Source organism: Cupriavidus sp. GW823-FHT07B10 (assembly GCF_058794355.1).
This window is the reverse complement of the sequence record NZ_JBXAGS010000003.1, coordinates 361649-375069: the sequence shown is the minus strand read 5'-3', so window position 1 is coordinate 375069 and position 13421 is coordinate 361649. Positions and strand designations below refer to the sequence as shown.

At 69.7% G+C, this 13421-nt stretch carries 16 protein-coding genes; 7 read left to right on the top strand and 9 right to left on the bottom strand.

Annotated features, from left to right (window positions below; translation table 11 throughout):
* Positions 1-529: 529 nt before the first annotated feature.
* Both AC1Q6V_RS09495 and AC1Q6V_RS09490 read right to left on the bottom strand, forming a co-directional pair.
* Positions 530-847: a hypothetical protein gene (locus AC1Q6V_RS09495; RefSeq protein WP_454750620.1), complete on the bottom strand. Its 318-nt coding sequence runs from the start codon at positions 845-847 to the stop codon at positions 530-532.
* A 49-nt stretch (positions 848-896) separates the two neighbouring features.
* Positions 897-1019: a hypothetical protein gene (locus AC1Q6V_RS09490; RefSeq protein ID WP_010811106.1), complete on the bottom strand. Its 123-nt coding sequence runs from the start codon at positions 1017-1019 to the stop codon at positions 897-899.
* Positions 1020-1506: 487 nt separating this feature from the next.
* On the opposite strand from AC1Q6V_RS09490, the gene AC1Q6V_RS09485 reads away from it, so the two are divergent.
* Positions 1507-1644: a hypothetical protein gene (locus tag AC1Q6V_RS09485; protein WP_010811105.1), complete on the top strand. Its 138-nt coding sequence runs from the start codon at positions 1507-1509 to the stop codon at positions 1642-1644.
* Positions 1645-1732: 88 nt separating this feature from the next.
* Entirely contained in the window at positions 1733-2176 is a 444-nt protein-coding gene (cynS, locus tag AC1Q6V_RS09480; protein WP_454750621.1) for a cyanase, read from the top strand.
* Here cynS and AC1Q6V_RS09475 read toward each other — a convergent pair.
* Both AC1Q6V_RS09475 and AC1Q6V_RS09470 read right to left on the bottom strand, forming a co-directional pair.
* Positions 2170-3402, bottom strand: coding sequence for a cyanate transporter (locus AC1Q6V_RS09475; RefSeq protein WP_010811103.1), 1233 nt, complete (start codon positions 3400-3402; stop codon positions 2170-2172). The genes cynS and AC1Q6V_RS09475 overlap by 7 nt on opposite strands.
* Positions 3395-3853, bottom strand: coding sequence for a nucleoside deaminase (locus AC1Q6V_RS09470; protein WP_081225744.1), 459 nt, complete (start codon positions 3851-3853; stop codon positions 3395-3397). The genes AC1Q6V_RS09475 and AC1Q6V_RS09470 overlap by 8 nt, the downstream gene beginning before the upstream one ends.
* Positions 3854-4029: 176 nt before the next feature.
* On the opposite strand from AC1Q6V_RS09470, the gene AC1Q6V_RS09465 reads away from it, so the two are divergent.
* A complete protein-coding gene (locus AC1Q6V_RS09465; RefSeq protein ID WP_010811101.1) occupies positions 4030-4932 on the top strand; it encodes a LysR family transcriptional regulator in 903 nt (300 codons plus the stop codon).
* Here the strand turns inward: AC1Q6V_RS09465 and AC1Q6V_RS09460 are convergent.
* Complete coding sequence (locus tag AC1Q6V_RS09460; RefSeq protein WP_010811100.1) at positions 4911-5099, bottom strand: hypothetical protein; 189 nt, start codon at positions 5097-5099, stop codon at positions 4911-4913. The genes AC1Q6V_RS09465 and AC1Q6V_RS09460 overlap by 22 nt on opposite strands.
* A 296-nt stretch (positions 5100-5395) precedes the next feature.
* Between AC1Q6V_RS09460 and AC1Q6V_RS09455 the strand changes: the two genes are divergently transcribed.
* Positions 5396-6091, top strand: a complete 696-nt coding sequence (locus AC1Q6V_RS09455; RefSeq protein WP_454750622.1) for a phosphoribosyltransferase — start codon at positions 5396-5398, stop codon at positions 6089-6091.
* Between the two features lie 7 nt (positions 6092-6098).
* Here the strand turns inward: AC1Q6V_RS09455 and AC1Q6V_RS09450 are convergent, their stop codons facing one another.
* The 4 genes from AC1Q6V_RS09450 to AC1Q6V_RS09435 all read right to left on the bottom strand — a co-directional run bounded on the left by AC1Q6V_RS09450 (position 6099) and on the right by AC1Q6V_RS09435 (position 9872).
* Positions 6099-6605 carry a LeuD/DmdB family oxidoreductase small subunit gene (locus AC1Q6V_RS09450; RefSeq protein ID WP_010811098.1) on the bottom strand — a complete coding sequence of 169 codons (507 nt, stop codon included), beginning with the start codon at positions 6603-6605 and terminating at the stop codon, positions 6099-6101.
* Between the two features lie 47 nt (positions 6606-6652).
* On the bottom strand, positions 6653-7939 hold the full coding sequence (locus tag AC1Q6V_RS09445) for a 3-isopropylmalate dehydratase large subunit (RefSeq protein WP_454750623.1): 1287 nt from the start codon (positions 7937-7939) through the stop codon (positions 6653-6655).
* A complete protein-coding gene (locus AC1Q6V_RS09440) occupies positions 7936-8976 on the bottom strand; it encodes a tripartite tricarboxylate transporter substrate binding protein (RefSeq protein ID WP_454750624.1) in 1041 nt (346 codons plus the stop codon). The genes AC1Q6V_RS09445 and AC1Q6V_RS09440 overlap by 4 nt, the downstream gene beginning before the upstream one ends.
* 110 nt (positions 8977-9086) lie before the next feature.
* Positions 9087-9872, bottom strand: coding sequence for a GntR family transcriptional regulator (locus AC1Q6V_RS09435; RefSeq protein WP_010811095.1), 786 nt, complete (start codon positions 9870-9872; stop codon positions 9087-9089).
* Positions 9873-10597: 725 nt separating this feature from the next.
* Here AC1Q6V_RS09435 and AC1Q6V_RS09430 point away from each other — a divergent pair.
* From AC1Q6V_RS09430 to AC1Q6V_RS09420, 3 genes are all read left to right on the top strand, one after another.
* The gene (locus AC1Q6V_RS09430) at positions 10598-12097 is read left to right on the top strand and encodes a hypothetical protein (protein ID WP_439672758.1); all 1500 of its coding nucleotides are present in this window, start codon (positions 10598-10600) and stop codon (positions 12095-12097) included.
* Between the two features lie 184 nt (positions 12098-12281).
* A complete protein-coding gene (locus AC1Q6V_RS09425; RefSeq protein WP_454750625.1) occupies positions 12282-12719 on the top strand; it encodes a hypothetical protein in 438 nt (145 codons plus the stop codon).
* Positions 12716-13414, top strand: coding sequence for a C39 family peptidase (locus tag AC1Q6V_RS09420; RefSeq protein WP_010810454.1), 699 nt, complete (start codon positions 12716-12718; stop codon positions 13412-13414). The genes AC1Q6V_RS09425 and AC1Q6V_RS09420 overlap by 4 nt, the downstream gene beginning before the upstream one ends.
* Positions 13415-13421 lie beyond the last annotated feature (7 nt).

Sequence of the window (13421 nt, the reverse complement as noted above, 5' to 3'; positions counted from 1 at the left end):
GATTCTCGCTCCTAAATCGGCTTAAATTCATCTTATGGGCTGGTTGAATGGAATGCAAGCGGGCCGGTCTGGTACGAGTGGGGGTGGGAATGAAAGGACATACATAATCCTTTCAAAAATCATCCGAACGCACCGGTCCAGGTTCCGCAAACGCCGCGCTGATGCGGGGTCCAGGAGGTTTCACGGATGTGACATCGGGATTTAATTTGGTTGCAGCATTGAAACAGATAGCATTATCTGTACCCCCTGAAAGTAGTATTCTTAACCCCATCGTGGGGTATCGGTAATATATCTGCGGCGGATTGCTCCAATCATGAAACGCCGCTTTCATATGTGTTTTCGAAATAGGCCTGCCTGATTTTCAGGCAGGTCGGGCGCGTGGCCTAGTGCTTCTGGATGAGAGACGTCTCCCACCTCGGGATGAGCGCTGCGGCGCCGGCTGCACCGACCTGCGCCGGACTTGCCACCGCCTGCCGGGAGGACAGGGTGGCGGGCCCGGGGCCGGCCGGCAGGTTCGTCCGCGCAGGCGTCAGCGGGCCCAGTGGCCGGGACGCATGACCCAGCCGTGCGGACCGCGCACCCAGCGCTCGGGCACATAACGGTAGCCTGGACGCTGCACCTTCCAGTAGCCGGCGCGCCAGTCGTAGCGCCCGCCGGTGGCGGTCCAGTGGCCCGGCACCCAGACCTGGCCGCGGCGCACGGCGGGGTGCGGTTCATAGCGCGGCGGCGGGGGCGGACGGTCATAGCCGTGGGCGACCGCCACCGGATGAGCCTCGGCGGGGGCGGTCAGTCCGAAGGTGCCGCCCGTGGCGAGGACGGCTGTGGCAATCAGGAGCTGGCGTTTCATGTGGATTCTCCTTGGGGCGGTTGGAAGCGGTTCGAAGCCGCTGGCTCGGTCAATAGCGGTCGTAGTGGTGGTGGCGCGGCGGCGGGCCGCCGCGCGGTGGCACTACGATGCAGGCGGACAGCAGTGCGGCCGTGGTGGACAGCAGCACCAGCAGCGAGAGGGCGCGTTTCATATGGGCTCCTGGCGGGTTCGCGTTGGACATGGCTTCAATGTAGCGAGCCAGCCCCGCTGCGCGTGCTTGCACTTGTAAGGCTGTCTCACAAGGGGTTTTGCAGCGGGCGCAGCCCCGCACTGGGCGCGCGGCATCCCGGAAGCCCTTGCGTATCAAGGCGTTGCGCGCATGGCGGCAGGCCCATGGCGTGGCCTGCGCGTGCCGGGTTGGAGGTAATGTGACGTTACACGGGAAATGATTCTCGCAAGGCAACGGATCCCGGAGCAGGCGCCGCACCCTTTGTGGGCGGCCTGGCCGGGCACGCAGAAACGGGTACGCTGCAACGGTGCGCGATGCCTCGGCATGGCCCGGTTGGGGGCGCACTGGTGGCGTCGCGGCGCCATCACGGTGCGTTCAGTCGCGCAAATCGGTGGGGCGGAAATGGCATGAAGCTTGCGCCATGGGCTATACCAGTCGGAAGTGGCCTCGTGTGCTTGAAGGAGGCGTCATGCCGGTCATGCTCATCGTGCTTGCCCTGCAATGGCTGCAGGGGCTGTCGCCGCCCGCCGCGGCGTTGTTCGCGCTGCCGCAGGAGATGGCGCCCGCGGATGCCGCGGCCATCGTCGAACCCGCGCTGACACGCTGACATGGGCTGACGCCGGGGTGGTATGACTACCCTGCCGCCGTGGCAGTCCGAGTGGTTCCATCCAACCTACCACTGTCATGGAGTCAGCATGAACCGCAGCGACGTCACCGACCTCATCATCGAAGCCAAGGTCACCCGCGGCATTGCCTGGGCGCAGGTGGCCGAACGCGTCGGCCGCAGCAAGGAATGGACAACCGCGGCGTGCCTGGGCCAGATGGCATTCGACGCCGCCGGCGCGCGCGCGGTGATGGATCTGTTCGGGCTGCCGCCCGAGGCCGAGCCCTGGCTGCGCGAGGTGCCGTACAAGGGCTCGCTGCCGACGCAGGTGCCGGCCGATCCGCTGATCTACCGCTTCTACGAACTCATCAGCGTGTACGGCACCACGTTCAAGGCGCTGATCCATGAAGAGTTTGGCGACGGCATCATGAGCGCGATCGACTTCCGCATGGACCTGCAGCGCGAGCCCGATCCCAACGGGGACCGGGTGCGCATCGAGATGTCGGGCAAGTTCCTGCCCTACAAGACTTACTGATGGGCGACCGCGCGCACGGGCGGCAGCGCAAGCGACACGCCATAGCGCGCCGGATCGAGGCGCATGGTCAGCACGCCCACCAGCGCGGCGCAGGCCAGGTGGTACCACCAGCCGGCGGCGAAGCCGCCGGTGCGTTCGTGCAGCATGGCGGTGATCCAGGGCGCCAGCGACGCCAGCAGGAAGCCGCCGCCTTGCATCAGGGCGCTCAGCGCGCCGGCGCTGTCGGGGTCCGGCAGGTGGTCCAGTGCCACCACCAGGTATAAGGCAAAGCAGCCACCGAGGCCGGCGCCGCCGATCACGGCCCACGCGTGCGGCGCGGCGTCGGGCCACAGCGCCAGTCCACCGAAGCCCGCCACCTGCATGGCTAGTGCCAGCGCCATCCAGGCGCGGCGGTCCAGGCTGCGCGCGGCCAGCACCGGCAGCAGCAGCGCCGCGGCGGCCTGCGCCACCGCCATCAGCGCCACCAGCGACCCGCTCGCCGAAGCGCTCCAGCCGTGGTCCTGGTAGAACGGTGCGAGCCACGCCACCAGCGACGCATAGCCGCCGTTCATCACGCCAAAGCAGGCCATCAGCAGCCAGGTGCGCGGACGCCGCAACAGCGCGCGCGTTGCCCTCGCCGGGCGGCTTGCCGGCACCGCGGGGCCGCGCGCCGCGGTGCGCGGCAATGCCACCCAGGCCAGCGCCAATGCTGCCAGCGCAGGCACGGCCCACAGCGCCAGCGCATCGCGCCAGCTGCCGGCCAATGCCGTCACGTAGGGCGACAGCTGCGCGCCGAGCGCACCGCCGCCCATCAGCGCGGCGGAGTACAGCCCCATCACCGGCGCCACGCGCCCCGGGAATTCCTGCTTGACCAGGCCCGGGCAGGCGGCCTGCACCACGGCCACGCCCAGCCCGCACAGCGCGGCCGAGGCGATCAGCCAGGTGCCGTCCGCCACGCCCAGCCGCAGCGCGCAGCCGGCACCGAGCAAGGCCAGCGCGCCCAGCACCGCGGTGCGCGCACCCAGCCGCTCGCGGATGGCCGGCCCGAAGAACGCGCCCGCGCCCATCAGCAGCATCGGCAGCAAGGTCAGCCAGGCCATGCCCTGGTAGCTCAGGCCGGTGCCGCTGCGGATGGCCGGGGCCAGCGGCCCCACCGCGGTCAGGAACGGCCGCAGGTTCAGGCCGATGCCCGCGACCGCGGCCAGCACCAGCCAGCGCGGGGTGGTGCCGCGCGCGCCCTCAGCCACGGGGCGCGCGCGGGCCGTAGAGCTGCGCCGCAGAGAGGTCGACCGCCACCCGCGTGAGCGGCAGCGGCGGCGGGTTCAGCGACAGGCGCAGTGCCTGGTAGGCGGCCTCGCTCGACATGCCGTAGGGCGCGGCATCGTGGTTGTCGAAGGCGTAGTAGACCGCCTGCACGCCGGCCATGGTCATCGCCGCCAGGCACATCGGGCAGGGGTGGCCGCTGGCATAGACCACGCTGCCGCGCAGGTCGGGGCGGCCCAGCTTGCGCGCGGCGGCGCGCACCGCCTCCATCTCGGCATGGGTGGTGGGGTCGTGGCTGTGGACGATGTCGTTGACGCCGGTGGCGACGGCCTCGCCGTCGAGCACCAGCACGGCACCGAAAGGGCGCGCGCCACGGTCACGGTTGGCCGCGGCAAGGCGAACCGCCTCGCGCATGAATTCCTGGTGAGTGGTCATGGTTGGCAAAGAAGTGAGTGCATGCTCGCGAGTCGGGCGGCATGGGTCTTCGTGGGGCTTGCCCGGCAGTTGTGGGACGCGGGCCGGGGCAGCGTGCAACTGTACGCCGGGGCTTGGTAATTGGGAAATTAAATGATGAAATCGCCGGCAGTGGAGAAACTAATGGATAACCGGCCATGCAGGACCCTCGCCTCGATCCCGTACTGCTGCAGAGCTTTGTCGCCGTGGCGGAAAGCGGCAGTTTTACCCGCGCCGCGCAGCGCGTGCACCTGACTCAGTCAACGGTCAGCCAGCAGGTGCGCCGGCTGGAAGACCAGCTCGGCTGCGTGCTGCTGGACCGCGGCGGCCGCTATGTCACCACCACGCCCGAGGGCGAGCGCCTGCTGGGCTACGCGCGCCGCCTGCAGCAGCTGATGGCCGAGGCGGTGGGGCAGCTGCGCCAGAGCGCCGGCCAGGGCGAGATCCGCATCGGCGTGCCCGAGGACTTTGCCGCGCGGCCGCTGACGCCGGTGCTGGCCGGGTTTGCCGATGACTGGCCTGGCATGCGGCTGGAGGTGACCAGTGGCATGAGCCATGAGCTGTGGCAGCGCTTCCAGGACCGGGAACTGGACCTGGTGCTGGTCAAGCAGCGGGTCGGGCAGGCGCCGGGGCTGGCCAGCTGGCCCGAGCCGCTGTGCTGGATCGACAGCCGCAGCCGTCCGGCGGTGGCGCGCGACCCGGTGCCGCTGGTGGCGTTTCCGGTGGGCGGGCTGTACCGCGGCGAGATGACGCACGCGCTCGACGCCGGCGGACGGCGCTGGCGTGTGGCCTTTGTCAGTGCCAGCCTGGCCAGCATCCTGGCCGCGGTGGCCGACGGCCTGGGCGTCACCCTGCTGCCGCGGCGCCTGGCCACGGCTCAGCACCAGGTGCTGGAGGACGGCGGCTGGCCCGCCGCGGTGCCCGACGTCGAGCTCAGCCTGCACGCGCAGCCGGACCTGCCGGCCGCGGCGCGCGACATGGCCGCGCGGCTGGCCGCGCTATGCGAGACCGTGATGGGGTCGGGCGCGCCGCCCGCGGATCAGCCGAAGAACTCGTTGTAGTAGCGGGTGCAGGTGCCGGCCGGGCGGAAGGTGTATGGCAGCTCGGCCATCGCCGCGGCTTCCAGCGAGCCGAACGGGATGTCGGGCGCGGCCAGGGGGCCGGCTTCGGGGGCGGACTGATGGTCGGGGCGCGCAAGTTCGGCGCGGGTGTTGGATGGCGAAGTCATGTCAGGCTCATTCTCAAGGGTCGGGCACTGCACCCGGCAACTGCGGATCGGCGTTGTCAACGCGTGCAGCCATCCTAATGCTGCAGCGCGGCGCAGTCAGCCACCCCAGCCTGAACACACTGTTGCGCAATCGCGCCCAATCGGGGCGACTTGCCCGGCGTTGCGAGCGCCTGGCTGCCGCCGGCGACTTGCGCCAACGCCGTCCGCGGCAGGGTCTATATTGGCTGAGGGTTGCCTGCGCCGCTTGCTTTGCGGGCAGCGCGGGCCTGAGTGCCGCTGACCTTCCGGAGCGTGCCATGTCGTTGCCTCCATGCTTTACCGATCGCCGCGAGGCTGGCCAGTACCTGGGCCGCCGCCTGGCCGAACTGGGTTTTGGCGCCGCACAACTGGGCCAGCCCGCGCTGGTGCTGGCGCTGCCGCGCGGCGGGGTGCCGGTGGCGTTCGAGGTGGCGCGCGCGCTCGACGCGCAGCTGGACGTGCTGCTGGTGCGCAAGATCGGCGCTGCCGGCTATCCCGAGCTGGCGCTGGGCGCGGTGGTGGAGGGCGATGCCGGCGGCGGCGGCCCGCACACGGTGGTCAATGACGATCCCTGGGCGCGCCGCGCCGTGGAAAGCGGCAGCTTCGATGCCGAGCGCGGCCGCCAGCTCGACGAGATCGCGCGGCGCCAGCGGCGCTATCGCGGCGGTGCGCCGGTGTCGGAGCGCGCCGGGCGCACGGTGATCGTGGTCGATGACGGCGTGGCCACCGGCGCCACCATGCGCGCCGCGCTTGAAGGCGTGCGCATGGCCGGGGCGGCGCGGGTGGTGGCGGCCACGCCGGTGGGGTCGGAGCAGGGGCTGGCCAGCCTGTCGGCCGCGGCCGACGAGGTGATCTGCCTGAATACGCCCCCCAGCTTCGGCGCGGTTGGCGCCTTCTACCTGGATTTCTCCCAGACCAGCGATGAAGAGGCGCTGGCCCTGCTGCGCGCGGCGGCGCCGCCGCCTGCGCGCTGAGGTTCGCTCAGCCCTTGCCCAGGCGCGCCTTCAGGTGCGGCACCAGCCCGCCGGCGGCCAGGATCGCGCGCAGGAAGTCGGGGATGGGTTCGCACGCGACCAGGCTGCCGTCGTCCAGGCGCAGCTGTGCCGTCGCCAGGTCCAGCACCGCGTGCGCGCCGTCGGCCAGGCGGCAGGTGTCGGCGCAGACCAGCACCGGCAGGCCCAGGTTGATGGCATTGCGATAGAACAGCCCGCCGAAGGACTGCGCCACCACGGCGCCCACGCCGAGCGCGCGCAGCGCCTGCGGCGCCTGCTCGCGCGAGGAGCCGATGCCGAAGTTGGCACCCGCCACCAGCACGTCGCCGGGGCGCACGCTGCCGGGGAACTCCGGGCGCAGCGAGGCCAGGCAATGCCGGGCCAGCACGGGCAGCGGCGATTTCATCAGCACGGCGGGGGCCATGGCATCGGTGTCGATGTTGTCGCCGAAGCGCCAGAGGCGGCCAGTGGGGTCGGGGGCGATAGCAGGGGTCATGCAAGAAGTCTGTCCCGCCAGGCGGGCACGAAGTCAGGTCCGCAGCGTTACTCCAGCAGGGTGCGCGGATCGGTAATGCGGCCGGTGACGGCGCTGGCGGCCACGGTCATCGGCGAGCCCAGCCACACCGCGCTGCCGGCATCGCCCATGCGTCCGGAGAAGTTGCGCGCCGTCGACGCAATCGCGCGGCTGCCCGCCGGGAAGCGCGCCGCGCCATAGCCGGCGCAGGCGCCGCAGGCGTTGGGCAGCAGCGTGGCACCGGCGTCGGTCAGGATGCCAAGCGTGCCCTCCTGCTCGGCCAGCAGCTGGTCGCGGCGCGAGGCCGGTGCCACCTGCAGGGTCACGCCCGCTGCCACGCGGCGCCTGCGCAGCACGCGCGCGGCCATGCGCAGGTCTTCCAGCTTGGCGCCAGTGCAGGCACCCAGGTAGGCGATCTGCACGGGCTCGCCGGCGGCCTGGTCTACCGGCGCGCTGTTGGCCGGAGAGTGCGGCGCCGCCACCTGCGGCACCAGTGCCGCGGCGTCGAAGCGGTGTGTGGCCAGCACCGGCGCATCGGGGTCCGTGCGCCAGTGGGCCAGGTCGATTGCGGCCAGCGTCTGCGCCGGCACGCCGGCCTCGGCCAGCCAGCCGAGCGTGACCGCGTCGGGCGCCACCAGGCCGGTCTGCGCGCCCAGCTCGGCGCTCATGTTGGCCAGCGTCATGCGCTCCTGCATCGGCAGCGCGGCGACGGCGCTGCCGGTGTACTCCAGCGCCTCATAGCGGCCGCCGCCCATGCCGAGCGTCGCGCACAGGAACAGCATCATGTCCTTGGCGCAGACGCCCGCTGCAAGCTGGCCGTCCCATTGCAGCCGGATGGTACTGGGCACGCGCAGCCAGATCTCGCCGGTGGCCAGCACGCCGGCCATCTCAGTCGCGCCCACGCCGAACATATAGGCGCCGAAGGCACCGCCGGTGGGGCTGTGGCTGTCGCCGCCGACAATCAGGCGGCCCGGCAGCACATGGCCGCGCTCGGGCAGCACCACATGGCAGATGCCTTCGGCGTCGATGAAGTGGGCGCCGGACTGGCGCGTCCAGTCGCGCGTGAAGCGCAGGATCGACTCGGCCTGGGCATCGCCGCCCGGCACGAAATGGTCGGTCACCACCACATAGCGCGACGGGTCCCAGACCCCGGTGCCAAGCTCTTCCAACAGCGGCGCCACGCGGCGCGGGCCGCTGGAGTCGTGCGACATCGCCAGGTCGACCCGGCAGATCACCACCGTGCCGATCTCCGCATGCGCCAGCCCGGCGGCGCGCGCCACCAGTTTCTGCGCCAGCGTGGCGGGAGTGTGGCTCATTCCGGCGAGGCTCCCGAATACTTGACCACGGCGGCCCAGCGCCTGACGTCCTGCTTCACGAAGGCGGCGAAGGCGTCGGGCGGCGTGCCCATCGGCTGCGCCCCGTCGTTCTCCAGGCGCTTGCGCACCGCGGGCGCTTCCAGCCCCTTGCGCGCGGCCTGGTACAGCGCCTGCGTGACTTCGTGCGGCATGCCGGCCGGACCGAACAGGCCGAACCACGCGCTCGATTCAAAGCCCTTCACGGTGGCGCCGATCGGCGCCGCGCCCGGGAACTGCGGCAGGGCCGCGGGGCTGGTCACGCCCAGCACCTTGAGCTTGCCCGCGCGCACATGCGGCAGCACGTTGATGGTGCTGGCGAACATCAGGTCGCACTGGCCCGCCAGCACGTCGGTGAGCGCGGGCGAGGTGCCCTTGTACGGAATGTTGACGATATAGGTGCCGGTCATCATCTTGAACATGTCGCCGGCCATATGCAGCGACGACCCCACCGAGCCGATGGCAAAGTTCAGCTTGCCCGGTTCGGAACGCGCCAGGCGAATCAGCTCGGGCACATTGCTGGCCGCCAGCTTAGGCGTGGCCACCAGCACGCTCGGCACGGTGGCCACCAGCGTGATCGGGGTGAAGTCCTGCACCGGGTCGAACGGCAGCTTCTTGTACAGGGTGGCGTTGATGGTGTGGCTGGTGAAGCTCATCAGCAGCGTGCTGCCGTCCGGCGCGCTCTTGGCGACCAGGTCGGCGGCGATATTGCCGCCGGCGCCGGGGCGGTTCTCGACCACCACCGGCTGGCCGAGCTCCTGGGACATTTCCTGGGCGATGGTGCGCGCCAGCGTGTCGGTGGTGCCGCCGGCGGGCGCGCCCACCAGGATCCGGATCGGCTTGCCGCCGGCCACCTGGGGTTGCCCCTGGGCCGCGGCGGACAGCGGCAGGGCCAGCGCGCACGCGGCCAGGCTGGCCATGGCCAGGCGCTGCACCGCGGCGCGGCGGGGGATCGAAGGCAGACGGGTCGGGCTGGACGGGACCAGGCAGAACACGGGCATGGCGACGGCTCCTCGCTTGATGTGATCAGAGATGCGCAGTATCGCCCGGAACGTTACGTGGCGCATCCCTGGCTGCGCCGCCTGCGGGAAGTCGGCGGCGGTCCGCGGAGTCAGTCGCGCAGGCCCGGGCGGGTTTCGCTTTCCACCCAGACGTTGGCGCTGTCGACGCCGGCCGGCGACAACTCCATGCGGTATTCATAGCGGTCCGGGCGGTACTGGCCGAGCAGCAACTGGACCGGGCGTCCGGCCGCGTCCTTGACCACGCGGCGCACCGCCAGCAGCGCGCCGCCTACCGGCACGTCCAACAGCGGCGCCACCACCACGTCGGCCAGGCGCGCGGACAGCACCTGGCTGGCACGGCCCAGCTTCACGCCGCCGGCCTCCAGCAGCCGCAGCACCGGCCGCTCTTCCAGGGACTGGCGCGTGATCGGCCGGCCCAGGTCGGCGGGCAGGTAGACCGTGATATGCGACAGCGGGCGGTTGCGGTAGTGGCGCACGCGCACGATCTTCACCACCGGATCGCCCGGCTCGATCTGCAGCGATTCGGCCACATCGGGCGTGGCATGGACTTCGTCGATCGAGATCACCTTCACCGACGTCTTCTGGCCCATGTCGATGATGTTGTCGAGCAGGCTGGTGCCGCGTTCCTCGCCGGCCGCCGTCGCCGGGCGCACCGGATGCGGGTTGACGAAGGTGCCAAGCCCGCGGTGGCGGCGCACCAGGCCTTCTTGCACCAGGCGGTCGAACACGCGCCGCATGGTCACGCGCGAGGCGTGGAACTGCTTGGCCAGGTCGATCTCGCCCGGCAAGGGGCCCTGGCCGAAGCGGCCTTCCACGATCTGCTGGCGCAATACCACGTAAATCTGGTGATACAGGGGAACGACGGCTTCACTCATGGTTTCCCTTGCGGAGAGATGACAAGTCTGTAATGCCTCTAATGTACTTTAAATCAGACATAGAGCCTAGCATGGATAGCCGCAGTGGCGCTTGCGGGACAACGCCGCCGGCGCAGTGTTGCAGCGACGCATCCCGTTTCCGCCAAGGCCCCTTGGCTGATTGCGCCAGTGCGGGTGAAGTCGGTTTGGCGCCGCTGCATGCGGTGAAGGGGCGGACAACGCCGGTGCGGTGGAGCGGGTTTGCGCCGGGCGGCGAGAACATGACATCGGGGCGCCGCTGCTGCAATGTGGGATGCCCCGCACGGGCGGCGGTGACGGCACCCTCGGTGTCGTGTTTCAGTCCCGATACGTAAGGTCGCGCCTCGGGCAAGTCCTGACTGCCTGCATAAGGTATTGAAAAATAAAGCGTTTTTCGACCACTCCGGACCCCCCTCAGGTGGGCTGGGAGTGGCCGTGTCACAGCGATGTGACATGTCGTCTGCCGTGCACAGCGGCGAGGGCGGTAGTGGTCGCGCAAAGCCGCGGAAAGTTCCCGTCAGGGTGCCGGGCAGGCCTTGTAATACAAGGAGTTGGCGCCGCAGGTGGCGAAGCTGGCACCGAATATGCGCAGGGGGAGTCTGGTTTGGCTGGGTGCCGGACCTGAACCTCCAGCCGTTGTTCCTCGCAAGAGCGCCGGCCAGAGGCTGAGCCGCTGTGACACTGTGCAATTCTCCTGGGAGCTTTGTATGAAAAAGACACTTCTTGCGTCGGCCATCGCGCTCGCATTTGGCGGGCAGGCATGGGCAAATCCGACCAACAATAATCACAAGGTCTGGGATGGCAACAACAACCAGACGGCGACAGCCACCTCGACGCAGAGTGGCAGCGGTGCAGCGGCGAACGAATATTCGACCGCAGTGCAGGCCAATGACAGCAGCACCAACACGAAGGTCACCACCAAGACCAAGACCACGACCAACTCGCACAACAAGAGCAAGATCGACTTTGACCATGGCGTAGGCAACGCAGGCGCCAACGGTGGCAGCGCCACCTCCAGCGTCAACAACGCCTTCAACACCAGCAAGGCACTGGCCATCAGCAAGCTGAACGGCACGGTTTCCAACAACAGCATTGGCCCGATCGGCAACTATGCCAATAACTGGGGTAACGCCAATGGTGCAGCCGGCGGTCGGGGCGGCAACGGCTATGGCGGTACCGGCGAAGGCGGGCGCGGCGGCAATGGCGGCAACGGCGGCGGCGGCGGCAGCGGCGGCTCCGGTGGCAATGCTACCAACGGCAGCGCAACCAATGGCTCCGCTACCAACTACGGCGCCCAGGCTGGTGATGGCGGCAACGGCGGCAAGGCGATTGGCTGGGCCGGCGATGGCGGTGACGGCAAGGCACGTGGCGGCAGCGCGCTCTCCGCAGCGGGGAGCAAGGGCGGCAGCGGCGGCGATGGCTATGGCAAGGGCGGCGGCGCTCTGAGCGCATCGCTCGGCGCAGGCGGCCGTGGCGGCAGTGCCGGCGCGATCGGCGGTGGTGGCCTGGGTGCCAGCGGCGCCCTGGGCGGCTTTGCGGGCTCCGCCGGTGGTTCGGGTGGCAGCAGTGGCAATGCCAACGGTGCGGGTGCCGACGCCACAACTGGCGGCGCGGGCGGCGCAGGCGGTGCCGCGACCGGTACCAACACGGCTGGTGCAGGCACCGGTTCGGGCGGCGCAGGTACCGCGAGTGGCGGTGCGGGCGGTGCCGGAACCGCGGCTGCAGGTGCAAACGGCGGTGCCGGCAGTGGCCCCGGCGGTGCCGGTGGCGCGGGCGGCGCGGCGACCTCGACGGCAACGGCGGGCGCGGCAACCGGCACTGGCGGTGCAGGCGGCTCGCAAGCCAGCGTTGGCGGCGCGGGTGGTGCTGGCGGTTCGGCCTCGAACGGCAGCGCAACGAGCTCGGCATCCAACGGCAGCTCCACGGCTGGCAACGGTGCGGTGGGTGCTGCTGGCGGAGCCGGCGGCGCGGGCGGCACCGGCAATGGCGGCACTGGCGGCACCGGTAACGGCGCAGTCGGCGGCGCGGGTGGTGCTGGCGGCTACAACCTTGTCGACGCGGGCACCTTCAATATGTCCAACACCATGACCAGCGTTGGTCAGACGGCGGCGGGCATCATGATGGCCAACCAGAACAGCGGCGCTGCTTCGCTGGTGCAGCAAAGCGTGAACGTACAGGCCAACTTGCAGGTCGGCGGCAGCCGGTAAGGCGCGCAGCCACGGTCCGGCCCGGGCCTTGTGCCCGGGGCGGACCGGCAGCTCGCACTCATGCCGGCAGGACCGGCGCCCGCATCCTGTGTGCGGGCGCGCGGGTCCTGTCATGCCTAAGCAAGCCTGATTGCCGTGCAGCCGCCCGGATGGGGACGGCCCGCAGGCAAGGGGAGACGACATCATGCAATCGGCCCGCTTCGCCGTCGGGGCATTCGCGACGGTCTTACTCGCCTGGCCAGTGCTGCAGGCACACGCCGAGCCGCCAGGGCTGGACGCCACCATGACCGCGGCGCGCGCTGCCTCTGGCACGGCGCCGGACACGGCGGCAACCACCACCGCGCAGCCGACGGCCGCAACTTCCTTGTTCGGAGGGGTGGCGAAAGCCGTACCCGTGTCTAAACTGGATGACATCCGTGGCGGCGCCGAGGTCACGGTCAACGATATGCGCCTGCACGGTACCGTGGCCGACAACGCCGCGGTCAATATTCTGTCCGGCACCAACAACATCGCGGACGGGGCCTTCTCGAATGCGGCAGGGATTCCCACCGCGATCCAGAACTCGGGCTCCAACGTACTGATCCAGAACGCCACTATCGTCAACGTCCAGTTCAAGCAATGAAGCCGCTGCGAAACCTGTTGGCGTCTGTACCGTTCTTGCTGGCCGCGGGGGGCGTTCCATGTGCCCAGGCTGCCGACACCCTGATATACGGGCCGGTCGGCGAGTCCTACAACGTCCGGGTCACGAGCGTGCGCGAGGCTCGCTTCAAGTCCACGATCCGGCAGCAGTTCGACTTCAGCTGCGGCTCGGCCGCGGTGGCCACGCTGCTGAGCTACCAGTACGGCCATCCGATGAATGAGGCCACGGTCTTCCAGAACATGTACCTCAACGGCGACCAGCAGAAGATCCGCGCCGAGGGGTTCTCGCTGCTCGACATGAAGCGCTTCCTGGCCGCGCTCGGCTATGAGGCGGACGGCTACGAGCTGCCACTGTCCAAGCTGGAAGAGACGCAGGTGCCGGCCATCGTGCTGATCGTGGAGAACGGTTACCACCATTTCGTGGTGGTCAAGGGCGTGAAGGGCGACCGCGTGCTGATCGGCGATCCCGCACGCGGCACGCGCGCGATGTCACGCGAGCATTTCGAGCAGATCTGGGACAGCCAGCTGCTGTTCGTGATCCATAACCGCACCGAACGGGCGCGGTTCAACCTTGCAGCCGACTGGCGCGTTGCGCCGAGCGGTCCTTACTGGATGGGAGTCAACCGGGATAGCTTGTTCTTCACCGTCATGCCCAAGCATGGCGCGGGCGATTTTTGAGGAACGC

Bases quoted from the DNA above. Each gene is read 5' to 3' on its own strand.
- AC1Q6V_RS09495 (WP_454750620.1), bottom strand. From the start codon at position 847: ATGAAACGCCAGCTCCTGATTGCCACAGCCGTCCTCGCCACGGGCGGC.
- AC1Q6V_RS09490 (WP_010811106.1), bottom strand. From the start codon at position 1,019: ATGAAACGCGCCCTCTCGCTGCTGGTGCTGCTGTCCACCACGGCCGCA.
- AC1Q6V_RS09485 (WP_010811105.1), top strand. From the start codon at position 1,507: ATGCCGGTCATGCTCATCGTGCTTGCCCTGCAATGGCTGCAGGGGCTG.
- cynS (WP_454750621.1), top strand. From the start codon at position 1,733: ATGAACCGCAGCGACGTCACCGACCTCATCATCGAAGCCAAGGTCACC.
- AC1Q6V_RS09470 (WP_081225744.1), bottom strand. From the start codon at position 3,853: ATGACCACTCACCAGGAATTCATGCGCGAGGCGGTTCGCCTTGCCGCG.
- AC1Q6V_RS09465 (WP_010811101.1), top strand. From the start codon at position 4,030: ATGCAGGACCCTCGCCTCGATCCCGTACTGCTGCAGAGCTTTGTCGCC.
- AC1Q6V_RS09460 (WP_010811100.1), bottom strand. From the start codon at position 5,099: ATGACTTCGCCATCCAACACCCGCGCCGAACTTGCGCGCCCCGACCAT.
- AC1Q6V_RS09455 (WP_454750622.1), top strand. From the start codon at position 5,396: ATGTCGTTGCCTCCATGCTTTACCGATCGCCGCGAGGCTGGCCAGTAC.
- AC1Q6V_RS09450 (WP_010811098.1), bottom strand. From the start codon at position 6,605: ATGACCCCTGCTATCGCCCCCGACCCCACTGGCCGCCTCTGGCGCTTC.
- AC1Q6V_RS09445 (WP_454750623.1), bottom strand. From the start codon at position 7,939: ATGAGCCACACTCCCGCCACGCTGGCGCAGAAACTGGTGGCGCGCGCC.
- AC1Q6V_RS09440 (WP_454750624.1), bottom strand. From the start codon at position 8,976: ATGCCCGTGTTCTGCCTGGTCCCGTCCAGCCCGACCCGTCTGCCTTCG.
- AC1Q6V_RS09435 (WP_010811095.1), bottom strand. From the start codon at position 9,872: ATGAGTGAAGCCGTCGTTCCCCTGTATCACCAGATTTACGTGGTATTG.
- AC1Q6V_RS09430 (WP_439672758.1), top strand. From the start codon at position 10,598: ATGAAAAAGACACTTCTTGCGTCGGCCATCGCGCTCGCATTTGGCGGG.
- AC1Q6V_RS09425 (WP_454750625.1), top strand. From the start codon at position 12,282: ATGCAATCGGCCCGCTTCGCCGTCGGGGCATTCGCGACGGTCTTACTC.
- AC1Q6V_RS09420 (WP_010810454.1), top strand. From the start codon at position 12,716: ATGAAGCCGCTGCGAAACCTGTTGGCGTCTGTACCGTTCTTGCTGGCC.